The sequence below is a fragment of the Acidovorax sp. 107 genome (assembly GCF_003058055.1).
In the GTDB taxonomy this organism is placed as follows: domain Bacteria; phylum Pseudomonadota; class Gammaproteobacteria; order Burkholderiales; family Burkholderiaceae_C; genus Acidovorax.
In genome coordinates this window covers 2,492,506-2,516,235 of the sequence record NZ_QBTZ01000001.1, presented here as the reverse complement: position 1 = coordinate 2,516,235, position 23,730 = coordinate 2,492,506, and the positions used below count along the sequence as shown (strand labels likewise).

Below are 23,730 nucleotides of genomic sequence, written 5' to 3'. Positions count from 1 at the left end.
CCTGTGCGTTTTTGTGCTGACGGGGGCGGCATGGCGCAGGCGTGATGGGCGTGTGCAAGGCGCGTGGCCTCCGGCCGGTTTGAAGGTGCACAGAGAAGTTGTCGCACTCCTGAGCCCCGGTGGGAAGTATGTTTTCAGAGGGGGCGCACCCGACTCACCGGGGCTTGTGGATGCGCACCACTTCGCGTGTCCAACTGCTGTCCCTGGTCACTCCGTTAGGGAAGCTGATTTTGGCTTGGCGGACATATTTGACGATGAGTCCTCCGTTGTTCACCCAATAGGTGATCTTGCCCGACAGCCCTCTGTACGTGCGCAGGCTGGCTTCAACGCGGTAGGCGTTCATGGTGCCGGCGAGTACGGTTATTTGTTCGTACGCAGTCACCTTCATCTCCTGCTCTATCCATCCCACGCCGCCGGTCGGCGTCGGGAGTGATTTGGGCATTGTTTGCTGTGAACGGCTGGTCCACCGCTTGCCGATCTGAAACTCATCGGCGGGCAGGGTTTGAAGGGGTGGGTCGAATTCAATGCCCATGTCGTTGCGCACAGTGCCGCCGGCCAGAGTCACAATTTGCTGGCCGTTGTTGATCTCGACAAAGCCATCCTTGATGGCTGTGACGCGCAGCGTCTCCCGACGTGTTTCCAGTCCCGTGAGGTAGTCGCGGTAGATGTACTCGATCTCGTCGCCCACCCTCGGGTTGCGCTGCGTGGAATGGCGCCCCTGTATGGGGGTTGGGGTGACCTGGGGTTTGGAGATCTGGTCCAGCCTGCTTTGGGCCGCTTCGCTGACCATTCCGTTGGGGTAGGCCTGCAAAAAGGCGTAAAAATCGTCGGGATCGCGGGAGTGCTTGATGCGGTCCCATTGCGCTTTCTCGCGGACAAACATCTCGTCGCGCTCTTGCAGCGGCGGTTTGGGCGTGGGGGCGGCGGCAACCGCTGTACCCGAGCCCCGGCCGTCGTTGAAAACAAAATCGTCTTCCAGGCTGGTGCTTTCCCAGGGGATCTGGTTGCCCCGGCTCTTCTGCCGTACCTGCAGTCGCACGCGCTTGAAGACGTCCTCAATGCGCGCGGTGGGCTTGGCCAGCTCTTGCAGCAGATAGGTGGTGTACAGACCGTTGCTGCCTTCCCCATCCTCGGCGATGTTGCCGGGCGCGGTGGCATAGGCGAGAAAAGTGCCGGGCACGGCATCGAGCTGCGCCAGCCCCTTGACGGACGCCGTACCCTCAAAGGGATTGTTGCGGCAGGCATCGAGGACCAGGATATTGACGCGATTGCCGGCTTGCTTGAAAGCGTTGATCACCGAGTCCACATCGACCGCCTGAGCCACGACCTCGGTCTGGCTTCTGGGACGTGCGTCGACGGGCACCATGTAGTTGCGCCAGTCAATCTGGACTCCGTGGCCCGCGTAATACAGCATGCCCACGCCGCCCTTGCCCTGGAGGCGCTTGCGCACATCGTCAATGGCCTCGGTCATTTGGCTGCGCGATCCATCACGCAATTCCAGCACCTGGAAACCCAGTGTACGCAGTTGCTCCGACATCGCCTTTGCATCGTTGGCGGGATTGGCGAGGGCTGCGGACCCGGAATACGCTGAGTTGCCTATCACCAGGGCAATGCGTATGTCCAGAGGGGCGTTGGCGTGTGCGGAGGCCGCCAGCGCACCCAAGGCCACCAGCGCGCGGGCCAGAAGCCGTTTTGCGTGCAGCGATGCTGCGAAAGCTTGGATCAAGGGTGGCCTCCCATCTTGCTATCGGATTCACTATATCGTTCGTGCGGGCGTTCGCCAATTGGAGAAAGGCGCGGCCGATGCATCCTGGATGCTGCGCGTCTGGAATAATCCCGCCCCATGAGCGGCAACACCATCGGTACCCTATTCGCTGTCACCAACTTCGGTGAATCCCACGGCCCGGCCATTGGCTGCGTGATCGACGGCTGCCCGCCCGGCATGCCTCTCGCTGAAGCCGACATCCAGGCCGACCTGGACCGGCGCCGCCCTGGCACCAGCCGCCACGTCACGCAGCGCAACGAGCCCGATGCGGTGGAGATCCTCTCCGGGGTGTACGAGGGCAAGACCACTGGCACCCCCATTGCCCTGCTGATCCGCAACACCGACCAGCGCAGCAAGGACTACAGCAACATCGCCGAGAGCTTCCGCCCCGGCCATGCCGACTACACCTACTGGCACAAATACGGCATCCGCGACCCGCGCGGCGGCGGCCGGTCTTCCGCGCGCCTGACGGCGCCCACGGTGGCCGCAGGCGCCGTGGCCAAGAAGTGGCTGGCGCAGCAGTATGGCGTGCAGTTCCGCGCCTGCATGACCCAGCTGGGCGAACTGCCCATCCCGTTCGAGAGCTGGGACCATGTACAGAGCAACCCCTTCTTCGCCCCCGTGGCCGAAGTGCAGCAGTACGAGGACTACATGGACGCCCTGCGCAAGGCCGGTGACTCCTGCGGCGCCCGAATCCGGGTGCAGGCCACGGGCGTGCCGGTGGGCCTGGGCGAGCCGCTGTATGACAAGCTCGACGCCGACATTGCCCACGCCATGATGGGTTTGAATGCCGTGAAGGGCGTGGAGATTGGCGCGGGCTTTGCCAGCGTGGCCCACCGGGGCACCATGCACGGTGACTCGATGACGCCCCAGGGCTTCCGCACCAACAACGCCGGCGGCGTGCTGGGCGGCATCAGCACCGGGCAGGATCTGGAGGTGAGCATCGCCATCAAGCCCACCAGTTCCATTATCAGCCCGCGCGAGTCCATCGACATCCACGGCAAGAACACCGAGGTGATCACCAAGGGCCGCCACGACCCTTGCGTGGGCATCCGCGCCGCGCCGATTGCCGAAGCGCTGCTGGCGCTGGTGGTGATGGAGCACGCGCTGCGCCACCGTGCCCAGTGCGGCGATGTGGTGCCGCCCGTGCCGCCGATCCAGGCCTCGTTTCTGTAACACCAACTCCCACCGTCCCAGGGGCGGTCCCTCTGTATGAGCAACCGCTTGTTCCGGGCCTTCCGTCGCCGGGCGTTGGCCGCCTTGGCGGTGCCGCTGTGGCTGGCTGGCTGCAGCAGCATGGCGCCCACCGCCCCTGCAGCGGGCAGCGCGCCGGCCCACATCGACATCACCCTCATCGGCTTCAACGACCTGCATGGCAACCTGGAGCCACCCCACATGGCGCACCGGGTGCAAGGGCCCACAGGCCCCGTGCTGGCACCTGCCGGGGGCATGGCTTACTTCGCCAGCGCCATGGCAGCCCTCAAGGCCCAGTCGCCGCACCATGCGGTGGTGTCAGCGGGCGATATGGTGGGTGCCTCGCCGCTGGTGTCGTCGCTGTTCCTAGACGAGCCCACGATCGAAGCGGTCAATCGCATGCAGATCGACTTCAATGCGGTCGGCAACCACGAGTTCGACCGGGGCTGGCGCGAACTGTTGCGGCTGCAGAACGGCGGCTGCGAGAAATTCACCTCGCGCGAGCCCTGCCGCATCAGCAAGCCTTTTGAGGGCGCCCGATTTGGCCTGCTGGCCGCCAACACGGTGCGCAAGGACGGCCGCACCCTGCTGCCCGCCACGGGGCTCAAGCGGTTCACCGAAGACGGTGTCACCATCACCATGGGGTTCATCGGCCTCACGCTGCAGGCCACACCCACCATGGTCAGCCCGTCGGGCGTGGCCGGGCTGCGGTTTGAGGACGAAGCGGCCACGGCCAATGCGCTGATTCCGCAGCTCAAGGCCCACGGCGCCGATGTGATCGTGGTGGCCATCCATGAAGGTGGTGGCACCACAGCGGGCGTGCAGGAGACCAGCTGCGCGGGCCTGTCGGGCGATATCGTGCCCATCCTGGAGCGGCTGGACCCGGCCGTCGATGTGGTGGTCTCGGGCCACACGCACCAGGCCTATGTGTGCGACTACAGCCGTGTGAACCCGGCCAAGCCCTTTCTGCTGACCAGCGCGGGCCAGTACGGCACGCTGCTCACCGACATCCAGCTGCGCGTAGACACCCAGACCCGCCGCGTGGTGAGTAAGACGGCGCGCAATGTAGTGGTGCAGGGCGAGGCCTTCACGGGCGCCCAGGGACTGGTGCAGCTGACCACTGCCGTGCCGACGTTCCCTGCGGACCCTGGCGTGCAGAAGATCATCGACACCTACCGCGCCGCCGCCATTCCGCTGGCCCAGCGCCCGGTTGGCCAAGCCCAGGGGGCTATGCGCCGTCACCCCAACACGGCGCTGGAGAGCGTGTTGGGCAATTTGGTGGCAGACGCCCAACTGTTGGCCACGCGGGCGCCCGAAGACGGTGGCGCGCAGTTGTCGTTCATGAACCCTGGCGGCCTGCGTGCGGACCTGGTGCCGGATGAACAAGGGCTGGTGCGTTACGGCCAGCTGTATGCGGTGCAGCCCTTCGGCAACCAGCTGGTGATCAAGACCTTCACGGGCGCGCAGATCCGCGCCGTGCTGGAGCAGCAGTTCGCCAGCGGCGGCAACACGGTGCAGCGGCCCCGGGTGCTGTCGGTGTCTAGCGGCTTCAGCTACCGGTACGACCTGAGCCAGCCCGCCGGGGCGCGCATCAGCCACATGGTGCTGAACGGTGCGCCATTGCCCGACGCGCAACCAGTGCGCGTGGTGATGAGCAGCTTTCTGGACAGCGGTGGTGACAACTTCACGGTGCTGACGCAAGGCCAGGACCGGCGCGTGGGCGAGCTGGACCTGGATGCGCTGGAGGCGTACTTCCGGCTGCAGAGCCCAGTGGCACCGCCCGCTACCAACCGCATTACCCGCGTTGCGCCTGCCTCGCGCTGAGGCGCGCCAACCGGGCGCCCTCGCTCGGAGAGGCTAGTCGGCTGTGCGGCGCAACGCACCCAGCCATTGCAGCGGGTTGAAGCCGGTGACCAGCCCGGTTGCCATCAGCACCAGCGCGCCGCCCCAGAGCATGCCCGGCCCCAGGGCCTCACCCAGAAAGACATGGCCCCAGGCCACACCAAACAGCGGGATCATGAAAGCGGAGCTCATGGCGGCTACGGGTGAGACATGCTTGAGAACCCGCAGGTTGAGCCAATACGCCAGCCCCGAGGTCACGACGCCCATCACGGCCACGGCGGTCAGCGCTTCTGGAGTGAAGCGCGCGGTGGGCAAGGTCCACGCCGCCCCAGGTAGCAGCAGCACCAGGGCCGCAGCGTGGATGCCTGCTGCGATGGACAACGGCGACATGCGTTTCGTCGCACGCTTCATCCAGGTAAGAGACAGGCCGTAGCACGCCGCAGCGGTCACGCACGCGCCTGCCGCGAGCAGTACGGCCGAGTTGGGCTCGACGGGACCCAACTGCACGATCAGCGCCACCCCAGCAAAGCCGCAGAGGCAGCCGGCCCATTTGCGTGCGCTCAGCGTGTCCTCCTTCATCCATGCGGCAGCGATCACCCCAAACGGCACGGCCATGGTGTTGAGCAGCGAGCTGTAGCCCGCTGGGAGGTGCAGGGCCGCCCAGGCGTACAGCAGAAAAGGCGCTGCCACCGTCAGCGTGCCCAGCCCCAGCAGCTCTCGCCAGTGGCGCCAGGGCCAGGGCTCACCCGCCCAGCGCATGATGCCCATCAGCGTGAGCGTGGCCAGGCCAATGCGCAGCGCGGCCATCACATTGGGGCCCAGCACCGGACTGGCGACGCGAATGAAAAGAAAGGAAGCGCCCCACAGGGCAGACAGCAGCACCAGCTGCAGGAAATGACGGGTTTTCACCGCGCGCATTGTCAGGCACCTTCGTGGTGCTTGCAGGCGTGTGGTAGAGCCGTTTTGATGCAAAAACTGCCTGAAGCGCTAGTGCATCATATCGTGGTAGCTATGAAATTAATAGCAGCCGCAAAGTAGCTTGTGCGACATGCTCTAGGGCCAAGGCCGAAGCCGGGAATTTGCAAAATTCGCCGGTAGCTACAGGGCTGCATCGAGCAGACCAAGTAGCCGCGTGGGGCTCAGGACAGGAAACGGCAGGCGTTACCGCAAGGGCTGGCCCAGCGTGCGTGCGCTACTTGCGCACTTCATCAACCATGGCACGGAAGTCGTCGATGTCTTCGAAGCTGCGGTACACGCTGGCAAAGCGGATGTAGGCCACCTTGTCGAGCTTCTTGAGCTCGCGCATCACCAGCTCGCCGATGCGGCTGGAGATCACTTCACGCTGCCCCAGGTTGAGCAGTTTCTCTTCGATGCGCTCAATGGCGCTGTCGATCTGGTCGGTGCTCACGGGCCGCTTGCGCAATGCCAGGTTGAACGAGCCCAGCAGCTTGCTGCGGTCGTATTCAATGCGCCGGCCGTCCTTCTTGACGATGGCCGGAAAGTTCACTTCCGGCCGCTCGTAGGTGGTGAAGCGCTTGTCGCACGCGCCGCACTGGCGGCGGCGGCGGATGAAGACCCCATCCTCAGACACCCGCGTTTCAACGACTTGCGTTTCGAGGTGGCTGCAGAAGGGGCACTTCATGGGCGCAGAGAACCGGCTTGCTTAACGGTAGACCGGGAAACGTGCGGTCAGGGCGTTGACCTTGGCACGCACGGCGGCGATGTTGGCCTCGTCGCGGGGGTTGTCCAGCACGTCGGCGATCAGGTTGGCCGTGATGCGGGCTTCTTCTTCCTTGAAGCCACGCGTGGTCATGGCGGGGGTGCCAATGCGCACGCCGCTGGTCACCATCGGCTTTTCAGGGTCGTTGGGGATCGCGTTCTTGTTGATGGTCATGTGGGCGGCGCCCAGCACGGCCTCGGCTTCCTTGCCGGTGATGCCCTTGGCGCGCAGGTCCACCAGCATCACGTGGCTTTGGGTGCCACCGCTCACGATGCGCAGGCCGCGTGCAGTCAGCGTCTCGGCCACCACCTTGGCGTTCTTGGCCACCTGTTCCTGGTAGGTCTTGAACTCGGGCTGCAGTGCTTCCTTGAAGGCCACGGCCTTGGCGGCGATCACGTGCATCAGCGGGCCGCCCTGCAGACCAGGGAAGATGGCACTGTTGATGGCCTTCTCGTGCTGTGCCTTCATCAGGATGATGCCGCCGCGCGGGCCGCGCAGGCTCTTGTGCGTGGTGGAGGTGACCACGTCGGCGTGGGGCACGGGGTTGGGGTACACACCGGCGGCGATCAGGCCGGCGTAGTGGGCCATGTCCACCATGAAGATCGCGCCCACGTCCTTGGCCACCTTGGCAAAGCGTGCGAAGTCGATGTGCAGGCTGTAGGCCGAGGCACCGGCGATGATGAGCTTGGGCTTGGTTTCGTGGGCCTTCTTTTCCATCGCTTCGTAGTCGATGGCTTCGTTGGCATCGAGGCCGTAGGACACCACGTTGAACCACTTGCCCGACATGTTCAGCGGCATGCCGTGCGTCAGGTGGCCACCTTCGGCCAGGCTCATGCCCATGATCGTGTCGCCGGGCTTGAGGAAGGCCAGGAACACGGCTTCGTTGGCGGATGCGCCGCAGTGCGGCTGCACGTTGGCGGCTTCTGCGCCGAAGATCTGCTTGACGCGGTCGATGGCCAGTTGCTCGGCCACGTCCACATGCTCGCAACCACCGTAATAGCGCTTGCCGGGGTAGCCTTCGGCGTACTTGTTGGTCAGCTGGGTGCCTTGCGCCCACATCACGGCGGGAGAGGCGTAGTTTTCGCTGGCGATCAGCTCGATGTGGTGCTCTTGGCGGGCGTTCTCGGCCTGGATGGCGGCAAACAGTTCGGGGTCGGTTTGTTCGACAAGAATTTTGCGGTCGTACATGATTGGCAGTCCTATGAACTTGTGTCCCTTGAAACAAGGGCTGCCCAGGCGAACGGCTGAACGCATAGGGCAGGCCCCCTGCGGCACGCTTCCCAGTGGTTCACAAGAAGTAGGTTCTTGCTGGTTTCCACGTCAGCGGCTGCATTCAGTGGCTGAATGCAGCGCCTATCGCCAGTCACGTACCCCGGTAGTGTAGCCGACACGGCACCGATGGCGCGCATCCCAACCGCTTGGCGCAATGGCCCTTGCCTGGGGGCCGGATTGCCTGCCTTTCAGAGGCCAGGCGTCAACAGTGCGACCTTGTCGCTGGTTCCCACGGAAGGCGTGGTGCGGGGCGCCACTGCAGGGATGCTTTGCACCGGAGCTTGGGTAGACAAAGAGGGCGGAGGATTGAAGGGCACTGCGCGGCCACCCGCCACCTGGCGCAGGCGGAAATGCTCCGCCATCACCTTGGCGGCGTAACCGCCATCGTCGGCCATGTTGCCAGCGCCCACATAAAAGCGCAGGCCACCTTCCAGCGAGCCGGCACGGGCGATGCATTCCTGCAGCACTTTCACACCGACCCGCAGGTTGCTGACCGGGTCGAAGGCGGCAAAGTGGCCGCCAAAGTTCTGGTACTTGTCGGTGTGCACGCGGGTCATCACCTGCATCAGCCCTTGGGCGCCCACTGCGCTTTCTGCAAACGGGTTGAAGCTGGATTCGATGGCCATGATGGCCAGGATCAGGGTGGGGTCGATCTTGGCCCGGGTGCCAATCTCATAGGCCTCGGCCACCAGAGCGCTCAGGGGCTCGGGAGCCACGCGGTATTTCTTGCTGAGCCAGAAGGCCACGGCAGCCTGCTCCTTGGGCAGGTCTTTGGGGTTCACAGCCGTCGCGCGCTCGCTGGCTTCGGGTTCGATGGGCATGCCCAGCATTTCCACTTGGCGGGCTTGCAGCCAGTTCATCAGTTGCTCTTCGCCAGCTTGGCGCAGATCGGGCCGTGCCGTGAGCGCAATCACGACAAAGGCAACGGCCAAGCCGATGAGGGCAAAGCTGTTGTGGGTGATTTCAAGAAAACCTTCGGTCACGTCGGCCGCGAAAGTTCGCACGCCGGAGACTATTTTTCCTGACGCTGTCATAGCTCTTCCTTTCTGAGGCGGGCCAGTCAAGCGGTGCAGTCGCGGTGGACTGGGCTTTGCTGGCAGATCGCCTGGATTGGTACGCCATCAAGCCCGGGCTGCACGTCTGTGGAGTGCTTGGCGCCCTGGATTGACTTAGCCGGGTTCGGCAGCGATTGGGGTTTGTACTAGCCCTGTTTTTGGGGCTGGCGGATTCTAGAAGCTCACTAAATGCACAGTCAATACTAACAAGTGATTTTTTTAGACATAAAAATTATGAAAAATATGTAAAAAATCACAGTTTTTGGGTCTGAAGGTATGGTTTTGCGCTGTGGACGACCGACGGGTGGCGGACATCAAGATGTCAAATTCAATCGGGCGTTCTGCTGCCATTGAGAATCCGATTTGAGTTGGCGAGGCGAGTTTGATAAGGTGGAGGCGCCTGTAGATTTCAGGCATCGCCAGACGAAGCGAAGTCTCCCTCCGAGGGCATTCAGTGCCAAGGTGCAGCAGATGCCGCTTCCATGGCAACCCCTGGAGGCAATACCTTGCCTCCTCGCCGTGCGGACCTTTATCTCCGCGTTGCGACCGATGGCAAAGACCGTTGTGTCAGCCGTCAAGCCCGGCGGGCAGGCCCTTCAGGCACTGCTCGTCGGGCTTTCTTATTGGTGCCGCCCGGGGGGCGGGTGGGCGGCACGGTCTTATATATAGATAATGGGGGCTGTTCCCTAGAGCGGCGACCCATCGCCCGGAGTGTCGGGCGCGCCCTGGCAAAGGTTGATTTCCGGGGCCGTCTGCCTCGCAGGGCCTTGTGCCAGATCACCTGTGGGTGTTGATGCAGCACCCTGTGGCAGCCTGATGGCCCAATCCGGTGAAAATAGCTCCCTTGTTGCCCTCGCGTGCGCATGGTGCGGTCGCTCGGGCATGGCCCCAGGCCCTGCGCTTGGTACGCCTTCGTTATCCATTGGATCCATGTTTCCATTTTTTTCCCGCAGCAAAATGTCCGACGCACCTGAAGTGAATCCGGCCCCGGCCAAAACCCACGAGCCGCACCCGCTCGATGCGCTGACCGGCGGCGCTTTTTCTGCCGCCACGTCGGGTGAGCGTGCCTCTCGCATCCGCGACTGGCTGGCCACGCAGCCAGCCCCCGAGCAATTGCAGGAGGTGTTCAAGGAGCTGAGCGGACGCGACAAGGGCGCAGCCCGCGCCGTGCGCGAGCGCCTGGACGAAATCCGCCGTGCCAAGGGGCAGGAAGCCATTGCCGCGGAATGGGCGGACAAGGCCCAGGCCCTGCTAGCGGCCCCCAAGCTCAATATTGCAGATGCCCTGGCCTGGCAGCGTGATGCCGCGAAGGCCGGTGCGCCGCTGTCGCGCGAGCCGCTGTCACTGCTCAAGGTGCAGGTCGCGGACCGGGTCAAGGTGATCGAAGACCTGCAACACCGCGTTCAGGTGCAGCGCGAGGCCGCCGTGCTGCTGGCTCAGCGCATCGAGGTGCTTTCCACCAAGCCCTGGCGCGATGCGCAGGCCGCGCTGGAGCTGCTGCGTGCTGATGTGGCACGTTGGCAGGAGCAGGCCCAGGAGCTGACAGGTGACGCGAGCTGGGCGAGTGTGGAGGCGCGTTTCCCGCCGCTGCTGGATGCTTCGCGTACGCAGCTTTTGGTGGTGTGGGAGGCTTTTCAGCCCGCGCTCGCACAGGCCGTCGCCGCCGCCGAGGACGCCCATGCGCCGCTGCCACCCGTGCCGGTGTGGGCAGACGAATTGCGCGCCGCACGTGGACTGCCCACGGAGGCTGCGGCCGCTGCTGCGGCGTCTGCCGCCGCCAGCAAGCCAGCGCGTGTTGCCAAGCCCAAGGTGTCGCCAGAGGTGATCGAAAAGGCCCACCAACTGGTGCGTGATGCGTTGGCAACCCTTGAAAAAGAAACCGCCGAAGGCCACGGCAAGGCCAGCGCTGGCGCAGCGGCTGCGCTGCGCGCCGTGCTCAAGGCGCATGGCAAACACATTGACAATGCCCTGGAGCAGCAGGTGCACACGGCGCTGGTGGCTGCCGGTGAGCTGGAAGGCTGGCAACGCTGGAGTGCCGACCAGGTGCGTGAAGACCTAGTGGCCAAGGCCGAAGCGCTGCTCAACCGCCCCGAGGGCCAGGCCCTGGGTGGCCGCAAGATGCAGGAGACCTTGCGCAATCTGCGAGATCAGTGGAAGCAGGCGGACCAGGGGGGCGCGCCCAACCATGCACTGTGGAAGAAATTTGACGAAGCCTGCAACGCTGCGCACAAGGTGGTCGAGACCTGGCTGGACAAGATCCGCGCTGAAGCGGCCGAGCACAAGGCCCAGCGCCTGGCGTTGATCGAAGAGGTCAAGGCCTGGGCGCAAGAGCACGCTGCATCTGGCGACTGGAAGGCCATCAACCGCGCGCTGTACCAGTTTGGCGACCGCTGGCGCGAGGGCGGCCATGTGGGTGAAAAAATCTTTGCCGAACTGCAGCCTTTGTGGAAGCAGGCCATTGCCCTGGCCGCAGCGCCACTGGAGGCAGCGCAAAAGGAAAGCCTGGCGCGTCGCCACGCGATGATCGACGAGGCCACCGCACTGGGCGCTGCGCCGTCGCTGCGCATCGATGCCGTCAAGGCGCTGCAGCAGCGCTGGCAGGCTGAGGCGCAGACGGTGCCGCTGGACCGCAAGCACGAGCAAAAGCTGTGGGACGCTTTCCGTAAGCCCATTGACGAGGCGTTCAACCGCAAGTCGGCGGATCGTGATCGCGCTGTCACCGAGCTGAGTGCGCGGGACCGCGTGGTTCTGGACGCCTCCAAGGCCCTGGAGGCTGCCAACGCCACTGGTGATGCGCAGCAGATCCGTGCCGCCATGCAGGCGCTGGAAGCCGCATTGCGCGGTCAGGCCCAGGCGGCGGAAGCCGTTGCCACGGCCAACAAAGATGCCCAGTCACACGCAGAAGCGCAGGCGAATGCTGCTCCGGCCGCTACCGAAAGCGGGGCTGATGGGGCTGCAGATGCGGCGGAAGGGGGCGACGTTGCTGCCCCTGCGCCTGCGCCAGCACCTGCGGTCCCCAAGCCTGTCGCGCGACCTGTTGTCGCTGTGCGTGGGGACGACCGCCCTGGCATGAAGAAAGACGCTCCGGTGGCCCCTGGCCGTGGTGCGCGACCTGGCGACCGCCGCGATGGTCGTCCTGGCGACCGCGACGGTGCCCGTGGCCCCCGCGCGGAGAGTCGCATGGGTGATCGCGCCGACCGAGGTGGCCGTTTTGGTGATCGCCCGGCGTTCGAGGACCGTGGCCCTCGTCTGGGCGACACGGCGTTCCGCGCTCAGCGCGAGGCCATGGAGCACGCGCAGCTGGCACTGAAGAAGCTGGCCGCACAGGCCCATGGTGAAGCCCTGACCCAGTTGTTGACGGCGTGGGAGAAGCGCGATGCAGCGCTGGTGCCTGGTACGCAGGACCTGGGCTCGGGCGTCACGCCATCGGTGCGCAGCGCCTGGACACAAGCGCTGTCGGCTGCGCCCAAGGGGGATGCCGCAGAAGCGCTGCTGCGCCTCGAAATGGCGGCTGAGGCTCCAACGCCTGCGGAGCACATCTCCGCGCGGCGCATGCTGCAGCTGCAGTTGCTCACGCGTCGCAATGACCCAGCACCTGCCCAGACCTGGGGTCAGGATGTGGCGCGCGTGCTGGCGAGCACCAACGATGCTGCGAACGCGCGCCGTTTGCAGAATGTGCTGAAGACGCTGCTGCGTAAGTAACCGAAGGGTATTGGGCACGCGCATGCAGGTGCGTGTGCTCGTGGCGCTACACACAAGACGAGATCGCTGCTGGCGGTCTCGTTTTTTTTCTTTGGCGGGTCGAAAACAAAAAAGCCGTTGCAGTTGCAACGGCTTTTTATGTGTTTGGTGCCCAGGAGAGGACTCGAACCTCCACGATGTTACTCGCTAGTACCTGAAACTAGTGCGTCTACCAATTCCGCCACCTGGGCTTTCAGATCAGCCTCGAATTATAGGACAAAAAATTAGGGCTTCCGGAAAGTTTTCAAAAAAATATGCCGAACGCTTCAAAGAGGCCAAATAAGAAGCCGTCGGCAAGCAATGCAATGTGCATCGAAAAATAAAAAAGCCGCTGTTGTTACAGCGGCTTCGATATTTTGAAAACCATCACTGGTTCTCGTTAAACTTGGTGCCCAGGAGAGGACTCGAACCTCCACGATGTTACTCGCTAGTACCTGAAACTAGTGCGTCTACCAATTCCGCCACCTGGGCATTTCAGGAAAGACTAAGATTGTATAACAAAAAAACCACCCCCGGCACGCAACCGGCAACACATTTGTCGCAAGAGATCGAAGGCAGCGTGCAAGGGCACCGTGATGGACACGGTTTCGTCATCCGCGACGATGGCGAAGGCGACATCTACATCCCCCCCAACGAAATGCGCGCCGTGCTGCATAAGGATCGCGTGCGCGTGCGCATCGTGCGGCAGGACCGCCGTGGCCGCCCCGAAGGGCGCGTTGTGGAAATCATCGAGCGTCCACCCCAGCCCATCATTGGCCGACTGCTGCAGGAAAGCGGCGTGTGGCTTGTGGCCCCCGAAGACAAGCGCTATGGCCAGGATGTGCTGATCCCCAAGGGCGCGACAGGCGCCGCGAAGCCGGGGCAGGTCGTGGTGGTTGAACTGACAGAACCCCCAGCACTGTTCGGCCAGCCTGTGGGCCGCATCACCGAAGTGCTGGGCGAGGTGGACGACCCCGGCATGGAGATCGAGATCGCGGTGCGCAAGTACGGCGTGCCGCACGAATTCTCTGCCGAGTGCCTGGCGCAAGCTAAAGAGTTGCCTGACAAGGTGCGCGCTCAGGACAAGAAGCGCCGTGTGGACCTGACCGACGTGCCCCTGGTCACCATCGACGGCGAAGACGCCCGCGACTTCGACGACGCCGTGTACTGCGAGCCCGCGAAGGTCGGCCGCAGCAAGGGCTGGCGCCTGCTGGTGGCGATTGCGGATGTGAGCCACTATGTGGAGACCGGCAGCGCCATCGACATCGACGCCTACGACCGCGCCACCAGCGTCTACTTCCCGCGCCGCGTGATCCCCATGCTGCCCGAGAAGCTGAGTAACGGCCTGTGCTCGCTCAACCCCGAGGTAGAGCGCCTGTGCATGGTCTGCGACATGCTGGTCACGGCCAAGGGCGAGGTGCACGCCTATCAGTTCTATCCGGCCGTGATGTTCAGCCACGCGCGCTTCACGTACACCGAGGTCGCGGCCATCCTGGCCAACACGCGCGGCCCCGAGGCCAGCAAGCGCAAGGACCGCGTCAAGGACCTGCTCAACCTGCACGACGTGTACCGTGCGCTGCTGGTGGCACGCCAGGCGCGCGGCGCCGTGGACTTTGAGACCACCGAGACGCAGATCGTCTGCGATGAGAACGGCCGAATCGAAAAGATCGTGCCCCGCACCCGCAACGATGCGCACAAGCTCATTGAAGAGGCCATGCTGGCCGCCAACGTGTGCAGCGCCGACTTCATCGCGCAGGGCGGCCAACCGGGCCTGTTCCGTGTGCACGAAGGCCCCACGCCCGAGAAGCAGGAGATCCTGCGCAATTACCTCAAGGCCATGGCCGTGGGCATGACGATTGGCGACGACCCCAAGCCGGGTGACTTCCAGGCGATTGCCGAGGCGACCAAGGAGCGGCCCGACGCGCAGCAGATCCACACCATGCTGCTGCGGTCCATGCAGCAGGCCATCTACACGCCCGTCAACAGCGGCCACTTTGGCCTGGCGTTCGAGGCCTACACGCACTTCACCAGCCCGATCCGGCGTTACCCTGACCTGCTGGTGCACCGGGTCATCAAGGCGATTCTGGGCAAGACGAAGTACGCGCTGCCCACCTTGCCAACGCCCGGCGAAGCCCATGCCAAGCTTGCCAAGCGCCTGGCGGCGCGCGTGGCTGCCCCTGGCACCAAGCCGCGCAAAGATGTGAAACCTCCGAGCCGCGACACCCAGGCCTGGGAGGCTGCCGGCCTGCACTGCAGTGCCAACGAACGCCGCGCCGATGAGGCCAGCCGCGATGTGGAAGCCTGGCTCAAGTGCAAGTACATGCGCGAGCACCTGGGCGAGGAGTACAGCGGCGTGGTCAGTGCCGCGACGAGCTTCGGCATCTTCGTCACGCTGGATGCCATGTACGTCGAAGGCCTGGTGCACATCACCGAGCTGGGTGGCGAATACTTCAAGTTCGACGAGGCGCGCCAGGAACTGCGTGGCGAGCGCACCGGCATCCGATATGCCATTGGCGCGCGGGTGCGGGTGCAGGTGAGCCGCGTCGATTTGGACGGCCGCAAGATCGACTTCCGCCTGGTGCGCGAGGGCGAAGAGCTGCTGGGCCGCGCGCTCAAGGACAAGGGAGCAGGGGCCGAGGGCTCTGGCGCCCGCAAGGCCGGAGGGCGTTCTGGGGGGCGCAAGCCCGAGAAGGGCGCGGGCCCTTCGGCCACCGAGCAGGCCGGTCTGACCCGCGAGCGAGCCGCGCGTTCGCCCATCCAGTCGCTCAAGGCATCGGTCAAGAAGGCGGTGGCGGGCAAGTCCAGCAAAGGCAAGGCGCGCAAGCCACGCAGGGGCTGACGGTGCCGGGCTGGCGGGCTTGCAGTCCGTCGCCCAATGCGCTCCTTATTTGATAGCTGTTAGTGCATATATAACATGCACTAGCGGCTATTTTTATTGATATGTGCGTGCTTGACGCCCCGTCTGCTTGCGTGGGCATGAGCCCATGCAGTGCATTCAAAGCATCCACTCATCTCCAGCGCACTCCAATGCGGTCACCAAAAAGACCTTGAACAGGCTCTAGGGGGACCCCGCCTGGTCTAGAAAGCGCGCATACCGTTGGGCCGTTTCGGTGGGGGCTTCCATCATGGGCAGGTGGCCGATGCCCGGCAGCGCTGCGATCTGCGCCTGCGGCAACCGCTGCTGCACCGTCTGCAGGCCCGATCGGTCGAACACGCGGTCACTGTCGCCCCACAGGACGAGGGTGGGGTGTTGCTGCAGGCGGCCCAGGTGCTGGTCCAGCAGGTCGCGGTCTTTCAGCTGCGCGTCCCACAGGCGGGTGTTGAACGCAGCGTTGCGCAGCGCGTCCTGCTCGGACGCGTGCAGGATGGGGTAGGGCAGGTAGGGGCGCTTTTCAAACACCAGATCCATCATGGCGCCGAAAGCTGCGGTATCGTGGGTCACCAGTGGTCGTTGCCCGGTGTCGATGAGGCGGTCCATGGGGCTGGGCTGGGACGAGCGGATGCCGTGGGGTGCGCCGATAAAGGCCACGCTGGCCACGCGCTCGGGGTACTGCAGGGCAAAGAGCGCCGCGATCGTGCCGCCCATCGAGTTGCCCGCCAGATGCACTTGTGCCAGGCCGAGTGCGTCCAGAAACGCGGCCAGGCGCGTGATGTGAGCGGCGTAGTCGTAGGCCTGGTCGTCCCGCCGCGTGCTCTCGCCAAAGCCCGGAATATCTGGGGCAATCACCCGGTACTGGCCGGTGAGCGGGCGCGCAAAATCCATCCAATGGTCCTTCTCCGCAAAAATGCCGTGCAGCAGAACGATGGGCGCCCCGCTACCTTGGCCGGGCGCGGGGTTTCGTGGCGTGCCGTTGTCAAGGTAGTGGATGGTGTGCATCGCCGCGTCGATGGTTTTTTCTTCCATGCCCGACAGATACCGGTTGGCGCTGAGCAGGGGCTCTTTGAACAGCGAAGGTGCCCCGTAGTAAAGGCTGGCCGTGCCCAGTACCAATGCCGTTGCGACAGAAATAACGGTGCGTTTCAAGAAGCGTTCTCCAGGAAGGTGGCGGTGTGCATGCCAGGGGACCGTTGCTACAAGACCTGCGCGGCCCATGGCGAGAGAGGCAAGGCTAAGGAGATCGCGGAGAAAAAACTTGCAGGTTTGGGCTATGCCGGCACGCAACACGTTGACTCTGGGCGCTGACCGGGCACTCTACGTTGGAGAGATCCCGGTCACCGGCTGGCACTGCCACGCGTCGCCGGCGCTGCTGATGGGGCTCTCCGGCCAGTTCGCGGTGCACTGGGGGCCAGGGCGTGTGGAGACCTGTCACAGCGCGTTGGTCGATGCCGGGGTGGAACACCTTTTCGACCCCCGTGGCGAAGTAGTCGCCCTGGTGTACCTGGAGCCCGATTCACCCGAGGCGCGCGGCCTGCGAGGGCTGTTCGGGCAAGAGGGTGGCGTGGTGCTGGATGTTGCAGCCCCTGTGGGGTCGCGCAGTGCCATGGAGGGCTATTTGCACCACTTTGATCTACCTGGCTTGCTGCGTTGCCCGCTGGACCTCGAGGTTGCGCCACTGGACCCACGGGTGGCGCGCAGCCTGCATGCGCTGCGCCATCCGCAGGCGGGGCGGCTGGCACGGGGTGACCTGGCCTCGGGCGTCCAGCTTTCAGCGTCGCGTTTCAATCACCTGTTTCGCGCCGAGATGGGGGTGAGCTTGCGTAGCTATCGGGTCTGGTCTCAGGTGCGGCTGGCGATGGCGGGGCTGGTGGTCAGCCCGCGCCTGACCGATGCGGCGTTGCACGGCGAGTTTTCTGATTCGGCCCACTTCAGCCGCATGTTCCGGCAGACCTTTGGCATGACGCCGTCGAGTGTGCTCAAGCCGCTCAAGCAAGTGACCTTGCTGGCCTAAGGTTCAGCCCGCGGCCACACGCCGCGCCAGTGCACTCGCGGTCAGGGCTTGCCCTGCGGGCCACGCGTCGGCCGTCTGGCCGTGCTGGTACACCGCTTCGCTCGCGGCGCGCAATGCGCTGGCACCAGCAGCCAGGTGCGCGCCCACCATGCCTGCCAGCACATCGCCCGTACCCGCCGTGGCCAGCCGCGCATTGCCTGTGGGGTTGATGGCCGGGACGCGGTCGGGTGCGGCGATCACGGTGCCCGAGCCCTTGAGCACGGCCACGCAGTTGAATTGGTCAGCAAGTTGTTGCGCTGCATCCAGCCGGTCGGCCTGGACCTCGGCGGTGCTCAGGCCCAGTAGGCGCGCAGCCTCCAGCGGGTGGGGGGTGATGACCGTGGGTTGTCCATGCTGGCCGCGCGCCACCACCAGCGCGTGCAGTGCGGCCTGGGTGGCGATGGTGTTGAGCGCGTCGGCATCCAGCACCAGGCGGGCTGCGCGGGTGATGACATCGGGCAGCACGCGAGCGATGGCCTGGCCACCGCCACAGCCGCAGACGACGGTGAGCTGTTCCAGTGCCAGTGCGTCGAAGTGGCGCAACATCAGCTCGGGCTGCTGCAGGTCCAGTTGCAGGTGCCCATCGTCCAGCAGGGCCACAAGCACCCGGCCCGCACCGCTGTGCAGAGCGGCTGATGCGGCCAGCAAGGCGGCGCCCGCCATGCCCATACCGCGTGCTGCCAAACCCTCGCCACCCACCACGGCGACATCGCCATAACTGCCCTTGTGGCTGGCATGGGCGCGGGGGGCGGGCAGGGCGGGGCCGGAGAGCCAGGCATTGGGCGGCTCATGCCCGGGTTCTACGCCCAGATCATCCAGCCAGACTTGGCCTGCTGTGTCCCGCCCGGCGGCGGTGAACAGGCCGGGCTTAAGGGTGAGCAGGCTCAGCGTGTGGCGTGGCGGGGGCGCGTGGTGGTGCAGATGGTAGGGCTGGTGGGTTTGGGTGTCGGGCGCGAGGCCTGCAGCGAACTGGCCGGTGTCCGCGTCCAGCCCGCTGGGCAGGTCCACGGCCAGCACGGGGGCCGAGCTGCGGTGCAGGGCTTGCAGGCAGGCCTGGAGTCGGGCATCGGGCGCGCGTGCAGGGCTGTGGGGTGACGACGAGACGCCAATGCCCAGAAGCGCATCGATGCACAGGTCGTTGGCATCCAGGTCGTCGGGTGCGGTGTCTGCCCAGGCCACGCCTGCATTCCGTGCGCGCTGCCAGGAAGCTCTGGCGTCGGCCGGGGCCTTATCGGGCTGGCCCAGCCAGGTCACTACCACTTTGCGGCCACTGCGTTGCAAGTGCATGGCAGCCTCCAGCCCGTCACCCCCGTTGTTGCCAGGGCCGCAGGCAATCCACACGGTGCGTGCGTGCGGTGCCAACGCCTGGGCGAGTTGCGCCACGGCCAAGCCAGCGCGTTGCATGAGGGTGTGTGGGGGCAGGGCGGCCGCGGCCGCTTTTTCCAAGCGGCGCGTGGCCGCTGTGTTGAACAGGGGGTGAGGCTGGTGGGGGGTGATGCGGTGCATGGGGCGAGGGCAGGGGCGCTGCAAATGGCAGACGCCTGCCATTGTGCGCCGCCGCTTCCCGCTTTGAACAGGCCCCAAGGGGGAAGCGTGGGCGGGGTTAGAACCGCCGCATGCCCAGCCCGTCCAGCGACACCTCGGGTTCGCGTTGCGCGATCAGGTCGGCCAGCGCCCGGGCACTGCCGCAGGCCAGGGCCCAGCCGCCAGCGCCGTGGCCGGTGTTGAGCCACAGGCCTGGCACGCCGCTGGTGCCCACCACCGGGGCTCCGTCGGGCAGCATGGTGCGCGCGCCGCGCCAGATCTGCAGGTTGGATGACAGCTGGGCGCCGCCGGGGAACCAGTCGTTGAGCGTGCGGTACAGGCGCTGCAGTGTGGGGGTGTGGTGCTCGGCATCGGCCCCGGCCAGTTCAGCGCCACCGGCAATGCGCACGCGCTGGCCCAGGCGGGTGATAGAGATTTGCTGGCCCGCATCCACCACGCTGGCGCGGGGAGCGTGGGTGGATTCGCGTAGTGGGGCGCTCACGGAGTAGCCATACACGGCCGCCATGGGCAGGCCCAGGCCCAGTGCCGGCAGCAGCGTGGCCGATGCCATGCCGGCGCACATCACCACGGCATCAAAGCGGCGCAGGTCGGCCTCTCCCTGCAGCGCCACGCCCGTGGGGCTGGTGCCGACGCGCTCCACCCGGGTGTTGAACACAAACTGCACGCCCGCTCCCTGGATGCCCTGGCGCAGCAGCTGGGCGAACAGGCGGCAGTTGCCCGCGCGCGCATCGGGCAGGTGGATGGCGCCCGCCAGCGGCGCCTCAGGCGACAGGCCGGGTTCGATCTGGCGTGCCGCATCGGCGTCGATCTCGCGCAGGGCCACGCCGCTGTCGCGCAGCACTTGCAGTGCGGGCTGCAGGCGGGTGCGGTCTTCTTCGGTGCGCAGCAGCACCAGGCGACCGTCGCTGGCTTCAAAGTCCAGCTCGTGCTGGCTGGCGATGGCTTGCAGGCGCGCCTGGCTGTACTGCGCCAGGCGTTCGACAGCGGTGGCCGGGGCGCTATCGCTGCGCGCCATGCTGCGCCAGCGCCGCAGCCAGGCCCAGTTGGCACGGGTCAGGCCGCCTGCCACGCGCAGGGTGGCCTGTGCGCCCATCAGCCGCAGCGGCTGGCCGAAGCCCGGCAGCGCCCAGGGGCTGAGCAGGTGGGGCGCTAGGAGCCCGGCGGTGGCAAAGCTGGCCTCCTCGGCGGCCGCGCTGCGTTGTTCAAACACCATGACTTCGTGGCCGTCGCCGGCCAATTCGTACGCGGTGGTGACGCCGACAATGCCGGCGCCCACGATGGCAATCTTCATGAATTTGGGTGTTTTTGGCTTCAAGCGCTAGTGGATCATGCGCTGGTAGCTATTATTTTTGTAGTGTTTGCTCGATCTGCAGGCTGATGTTGAGCACCGTGTCATCCCTGAGCGCCCCGTGCCAGACCATCAGCCCGACCGGGAGTTCCCCTTGCACATGGCAGGGCAGGGACAGCGCGCAGCCGTCCAGCAGGTTGACCACGCTGGTGTTGCGCAGCAGCAGGTTGTTCACGCGGAAGAACTCGGCGTCGCGGGCTGCGTCCTGGGTCTTGTCCGCGCCATCTGCGGGGGCAACATCGGCCAGCAGCGGCGCCATGATGGGCACGGTGGGGGAGAGCAGGGCGTCGTAGGGCTCCATGTCGGCGAGCATGCGCGCAATCCATTGCTGGCGCGCCTGCAGCAGGTCGATGTACTCCCAGGCCATCAGCGTGGCGCCTTTTTCGATGCGCATGCGCACCCGGGGGTCGTAGCGGCCGCCTGCGCGCTGCAGCAGCGCGCGGTGCCATGCGTAGGCTTCAGGGGCGGCAAAGCCGTAGGCGGGTTGTTCCAGCACGGCGGGCAGGGCAATGGTGTCGATCTGGGCGCCCGCCTGGCGCAATGCTTCCACACTGCGTTCAAAGGCGCGGGCCACGGTGGCGTCCAGTCCGTCGAGGAAGAGGGTGGACGGCACGGCCAGCCGGTATTGCGACAGCGGCGCCAGGCTGCGCGTCACGCGCCGGGCGGCCAGCACCTCGTGCGCCACGATGGCGTCGCGCACGGTGCGCGTCATGGCGCAGGCAGTGTCCAGGGTGGTGGACAGCGGCACGGCGCCGGCCGTAGGCACCAGGCGGGCCGTGTTCTTGAAACCCACAATGCCATTGAGCGCTGCGGGAATGCGGATGGACCCTCCGGTGTCCGACCCCAGCCCGATGAACGCCGCGCCGGTGGCCACCGACACCCCAGCGCCGGACGACGACCCGCCGGGCACACGCGGCGCGCCGGGCAGGGCGCCGAAACGGGCGTCCCAGGCAGCGGGCGTACCGTAGTGGGGATTGACGCCCACGCCGGAGAAAGCGAACTCCACCATATTGGTGCGGCCGATCAGGCTGGCACCCGCTGCGCGCAGGCGGGCCACGGCCGGGCAGTCCTCGGCGGCTGAGGGAGCGTCAGCCAGCGCGGTGGAGCCCGCCGGGGTTGGTTGCCCGGCGATGTCAAACAAGTCCTTCACCGACACAGCCAGTCCGGCAAGAGGCAGCTGGGCCACACCCGGCTGCACCGCCGTGGTGCGTGCTTCATCAAACAGCGTGCGGACAAAGCTGTGGGCGTTGGAGGCAGCCTGGGCGGCGTCGATACAGCGCTCCAGCTCGGCGGGCGCGGTGGTGGCGCCGTCCCGCAGTTGCTCACGGGTGGCGATCAGGTCAGGAAGCATGGGTGTGCTAGAATCTTTGGGTTTTGCTGGGAGCAGTAGCGCAGTGGTGCAAAGTTTGCACAACCCGCGTGGCCGCTGCGGCAAGACCAATCGCAAAGCAGCCCTGTCAAGGTGTTGCGGTGTTCGTGAGGATCACGGCACTGCAAATATTGGGGCTGATTTTAGACCTAACCTTTGGAGTATTTTTATGTCCGTTACCATGCGCGAAATGCTGGAAGCCGGTGTCCACTTCGGTCACCAAACCCGCTTCTGGAACCCCAAGATGGCCCCCTACATCTTCGGCCATCGCAACAAGATTCACATCATCAACCTGGAAAAGTCGCTGCCACTGTTCCAGGAAGCCCAAAAGTTCGCCAAGCAACTGGCTGCCAACCGCGGCACGATCCTGATGGTCGGCACGAAGCGCCAAGCCCGTGAAATCCTGGCCACCGAAGCGCAACGCGCTGGCGTGCCCTTCGTGGACCAGCGCTGGCTGGGCGGCATGCTGACGAACTTCAAGACCGTGAAGACTTCGATCAAGCGCCTGAAGGACATGAAGGCCCAGCAAGAAGCTGGCCTCGAAAGCCTGAGCAAGAAGGAGCAACTGACGTTCTCCCGCGAAATCGAAAAGCTCGAAAAGGACATCGGCGGCATCCAGGACATGGCTGCTCTGCCCGACGCCATCTTCATCATCGACGTGGGCTTCCACAAGATCGCCGTGGCCGAAGCCAAGAAGCTGGGCATCCCGCTGATCGGCGTGGTCGATACCAACCATTCGCCCGAAGGGATTGACTACGTAATCCCCGGTAACGATGACTCGGCCAAGGCCGTGACGCTGTACGCCCGTGGCATCGCTGACGCGATCATCGAAGGCCGCGCCAACGCCGTGAACGAAGTCGTGAAGGCTGCTACCGCAGAGAGCTCCGATGAATTCGTGGAAGTGCAAGAAGCCGCTGCCTGATAGCCCGGCTGCGCGATCCGTCGCGAACAAAAGCGGGGCCCCTGGTGAGCCCCCTTTTTTTTAGCCCGACTCTGAACTGACTGAACTGAACACTGAAGGAACAAAGATGGCTGCAATTACCGCAAGCATGGTTGCCGAACTGCGTGGCAAGACCGACGCTCCCATGATGGAATGCAAGAAGGCGCTGACCGAAGCCGACGGCGACATGGCCAAGGCGGAAGAGCTGCTGCGCGTCAAGCTGGGCACCAAGGCTGGCAAGGCCGCATCGCGCGTCACGGCTGAAGGCGTGGTCGCCAACTACATCGACGGCACTACCGGTGCTCTGGTCGAAGTCAACAGCGAAACCGACTTCGTCTCCAAGAACGACAGCTTCATCGCCATGGCCAACGCGGCTGCCAAGCTGGTGGCTCTGCACAACCCCGCCACGGTAGAAGCTCTGGGTGCGCTGCCCTACGAGCAAGACAGCTTCGGCCCCACGCTGGAAGACGTGCGCAAGGGCCTGATCGGCAAGATCGGTGAGAACATGTCGTTCCGCCGCTTCAAGCGCTTCAGCGGCTCGAACCTGGCTGCTTACCTGCACGGTTCGCGCATCGGTGTGGTCGTCGAGTTCGACGGTGATGCTACCGCCGCCAAGGACGTTGCCATGCACGTGGCCGCCATGAAGCCTGTGGCCCTGACCAGCGCTGACGTGCCTGCCGAACTGATCGCCAAGGAGCGTTCGGTCGCCGAAGGCAAGGCCGACGAAGCCAACAAGGAACTCGTGGCCGCTGGCAAGCCCGCACAAAGCGCCGAAATCACGGCCAAGCGCATCGACGGCGCTGTGCAGAAGTACCTCAAGGAAGTCTCGCTGGCCGACCAGGTCTTCGTGAAGGCTGCCGACGGCAAGCAAACCGTGGCCCAGATGCTCAAGGCTGCCAACACCAACGTGAAGGGCTTCACCCTGTACGTGGTGGGCGAAGGCATTGAGAAGAAGGTGGACGACTTTGCTGCTGAAGTGGCTGCCCAAGTGGCTGCTGCCAAGGCTGCTGCCTGATCGTTCCCTTTAGTAAC

The 23,730-nt window shown here is 65.1% G+C and carries 16 protein-coding genes, 2 tRNA genes and 1 riboswitch; of the genes, 7 read left to right on the top strand and 11 right to left on the bottom strand.

Features of this window, described 5'->3' with window-relative positions; genetic code table 11:
- Positions 1-154: 154 nt before the first annotated feature.
- On the bottom strand, positions 155-1,726 hold the full coding sequence (locus C8C99_RS11760; RefSeq protein WP_108625846.1) for a caspase family protein: 1,572 nt from the start codon (positions 1,724-1,726) through the stop codon (positions 155-157).
- Between the two features lie 117 nt (positions 1,727-1,843).
- On the opposite strand from C8C99_RS11760, the gene aroC reads away from it, so the two are divergent.
- Positions 1,844-2,941, top strand: coding sequence for a chorismate synthase (gene aroC, locus C8C99_RS11755; protein WP_108625845.1), 1,098 nt, complete (start codon positions 1,844-1,846; stop codon positions 2,939-2,941).
- Positions 2,942-2,977: 36 nt separating this feature from the next.
- Entirely contained in the window at positions 2,978-4,783 is a 1,806-nt protein-coding gene (locus tag C8C99_RS11750) for a bifunctional UDP-sugar hydrolase/5'-nucleotidase (protein ID WP_108625844.1), read from the top strand.
- Between the two features lie 33 nt (positions 4,784-4,816).
- On the opposite strand, the gene C8C99_RS11745 is transcribed toward C8C99_RS11750, so the two are convergent.
- The 4 genes from C8C99_RS11745 to C8C99_RS11730 all read right to left on the bottom strand — a co-directional run bounded on the left by C8C99_RS11745 (position 4,817) and on the right by C8C99_RS11730 (position 8,827).
- A complete protein-coding gene (locus C8C99_RS11745) occupies positions 4,817-5,719 on the bottom strand; it encodes a DMT family transporter (RefSeq protein WP_108625843.1) in 903 nt (300 codons plus the stop codon).
- Between the two features lie 274 nt (positions 5,720-5,993).
- Positions 5,994-6,443 carry a transcriptional regulator NrdR gene (gene nrdR, locus C8C99_RS11740; protein ID WP_015013541.1) on the bottom strand — a complete coding sequence of 150 codons (450 nt, stop codon included), beginning with the start codon at positions 6,441-6,443 and terminating at the stop codon, positions 5,994-5,996.
- A 21-nt stretch (positions 6,444-6,464) separates the two neighbouring features.
- On the bottom strand, positions 6,465-7,709 hold the full coding sequence (gene glyA / locus C8C99_RS11735) for a serine hydroxymethyltransferase (protein WP_056637808.1): 1,245 nt from the start codon (positions 7,707-7,709) through the stop codon (positions 6,465-6,467).
- Between the two features lie 35 nt (positions 7,710-7,744).
- A riboswitch (ZMP/ZTP riboswitch) is annotated at positions 7,745-7,898 on the bottom strand.
- An 83-nt stretch (positions 7,899-7,981) separates the two neighbouring features.
- A complete protein-coding gene (locus tag C8C99_RS11730; RefSeq protein WP_108625842.1) occupies positions 7,982-8,827 on the bottom strand; it encodes a lytic transglycosylase domain-containing protein in 846 nt (281 codons plus the stop codon).
- A 951-nt stretch (positions 8,828-9,778) separates the two neighbouring features.
- On the opposite strand from C8C99_RS11730, the gene C8C99_RS11725 reads away from it, so the two are divergent.
- Positions 9,779-12,550 carry a DUF349 domain-containing protein gene (locus C8C99_RS11725; RefSeq protein ID WP_108625841.1) on the top strand — a complete coding sequence of 924 codons (2,772 nt, stop codon included), beginning with the start codon at positions 9,779-9,781 and terminating at the stop codon, positions 12,548-12,550.
- 145 nt (positions 12,551-12,695) lie between these two features.
- Here the strand turns inward: C8C99_RS11725 and C8C99_RS11720 are convergent.
- Together C8C99_RS11720 and C8C99_RS11715 are read right to left on the bottom strand one after the other, a co-directional pair.
- A tRNA-Leu gene (locus C8C99_RS11720) sits at positions 12,696-12,780 on the bottom strand.
- 195 nt (positions 12,781-12,975) lie between these two features.
- A tRNA-Leu gene (locus C8C99_RS11715) sits at positions 12,976-13,060 on the bottom strand.
- Positions 13,061-13,079: 19 nt separating this feature from the next.
- On the opposite strand from C8C99_RS11715, the gene rnr reads away from it, so the two are divergent.
- On the top strand, positions 13,080-15,407 hold the full coding sequence (gene rnr / locus C8C99_RS11710; protein WP_108625840.1) for a ribonuclease R: 2,328 nt from the start codon (positions 13,080-13,082) through the stop codon (positions 15,405-15,407).
- A gap of 219 nt (positions 15,408-15,626) precedes the next feature.
- Here rnr and C8C99_RS11705 read toward each other — a convergent pair whose 3' ends face one another.
- Complete coding sequence (locus C8C99_RS11705; RefSeq protein WP_233247209.1) at positions 15,627-16,592, bottom strand: alpha/beta fold hydrolase; 966 nt, start codon at positions 16,590-16,592, stop codon at positions 15,627-15,629.
- Positions 16,593-16,716: 124 nt separating this feature from the next.
- Here C8C99_RS11705 and C8C99_RS11700 point away from each other — a divergent pair, with 124 nt between their 5' ends.
- A complete protein-coding gene (locus C8C99_RS11700) occupies positions 16,717-17,457 on the top strand; it encodes an AraC family transcriptional regulator (RefSeq protein WP_108625838.1) in 741 nt (246 codons plus the stop codon).
- Between the two features lie 3 nt (positions 17,458-17,460).
- On the opposite strand, the gene C8C99_RS11695 is transcribed toward C8C99_RS11700, so the two are convergent.
- The 3 genes from C8C99_RS11695 to C8C99_RS11685 form a co-directional block, all read right to left on the bottom strand.
- Positions 17,461-19,002, bottom strand: coding sequence for an NAD(P)H-hydrate dehydratase (locus C8C99_RS11695; protein WP_108625837.1), 1,542 nt, complete (start codon positions 19,000-19,002; stop codon positions 17,461-17,463).
- A gap of 97 nt (positions 19,003-19,099) precedes the next feature.
- Complete coding sequence (locus C8C99_RS11690) at positions 19,100-20,332, bottom strand: FAD-dependent oxidoreductase (RefSeq protein ID WP_108625836.1); 1,233 nt, start codon at positions 20,330-20,332, stop codon at positions 19,100-19,102.
- A gap of 52 nt (positions 20,333-20,384) precedes the next feature.
- Complete coding sequence (locus C8C99_RS11685) at positions 20,385-21,740, bottom strand: amidase (RefSeq protein WP_108625835.1); 1,356 nt, start codon at positions 21,738-21,740, stop codon at positions 20,385-20,387.
- 187 nt (positions 21,741-21,927) lie between these two features.
- On the opposite strand from C8C99_RS11685, the gene rpsB reads away from it, so the two are divergent.
- The gene (rpsB, locus tag C8C99_RS11680; RefSeq protein WP_108625834.1) at positions 21,928-22,680 is read left to right on the top strand and encodes a 30S ribosomal protein S2; all 753 of its coding nucleotides are present in this window, start codon (positions 21,928-21,930) and stop codon (positions 22,678-22,680) included.
- A 106-nt stretch (positions 22,681-22,786) separates the two neighbouring features.
- Complete coding sequence (gene tsf / locus C8C99_RS11675) at positions 22,787-23,713, top strand: translation elongation factor Ts (protein ID WP_056637841.1); 927 nt, start codon at positions 22,787-22,789, stop codon at positions 23,711-23,713.
- Positions 23,714-23,730: the final 17 nt, after the last annotated feature.

Bases quoted from the DNA above. Each gene is read 5' to 3' on its own strand.
- C8C99_RS11730 (WP_108625842.1), bottom strand. From the start codon at position 8,827: ATGACAGCGTCAGGAAAAATAGTCTCCGGCGTGCGAACTTTCGCGGCC.
- C8C99_RS11745 (WP_108625843.1), bottom strand. From the start codon at position 5,719: ATGCGCGCGGTGAAAACCCGTCATTTCCTGCAGCTGGTGCTGCTGTCT.
- C8C99_RS11700 (WP_108625838.1), top strand. From the start codon at position 16,717: ATGCCGGCACGCAACACGTTGACTCTGGGCGCTGACCGGGCACTCTAC.
- rpsB (WP_108625834.1), top strand. From the start codon at position 21,928: ATGTCCGTTACCATGCGCGAAATGCTGGAAGCCGGTGTCCACTTCGGT.
- glyA (WP_056637808.1), bottom strand. From the start codon at position 7,709: ATGTACGACCGCAAAATTCTTGTCGAACAAACCGACCCCGAACTGTTT.
- C8C99_RS11685 (WP_108625835.1), bottom strand. From the start codon at position 21,740: ATGCTTCCTGACCTGATCGCCACCCGTGAGCAACTGCGGGACGGCGCC.
- nrdR (WP_015013541.1), bottom strand. From the start codon at position 6,443: ATGAAGTGCCCCTTCTGCAGCCACCTCGAAACGCAAGTCGTTGAAACG.
- tsf (WP_056637841.1), top strand. From the start codon at position 22,787: ATGGCTGCAATTACCGCAAGCATGGTTGCCGAACTGCGTGGCAAGACC.
- C8C99_RS11695 (WP_108625837.1), bottom strand. From the start codon at position 19,002: ATGCACCGCATCACCCCCCACCAGCCTCACCCCCTGTTCAACACAGCG.
- aroC (WP_108625845.1), top strand. From the start codon at position 1,844: ATGAGCGGCAACACCATCGGTACCCTATTCGCTGTCACCAACTTCGGT.
- C8C99_RS11725 (WP_108625841.1), top strand. From the start codon at position 9,779: ATGTTTCCATTTTTTTCCCGCAGCAAAATGTCCGACGCACCTGAAGTG.
- C8C99_RS11750 (WP_108625844.1), top strand. From the start codon at position 2,978: ATGAGCAACCGCTTGTTCCGGGCCTTCCGTCGCCGGGCGTTGGCCGCC.
- C8C99_RS11690 (WP_108625836.1), bottom strand. From the start codon at position 20,332: ATGAAGATTGCCATCGTGGGCGCCGGCATTGTCGGCGTCACCACCGCG.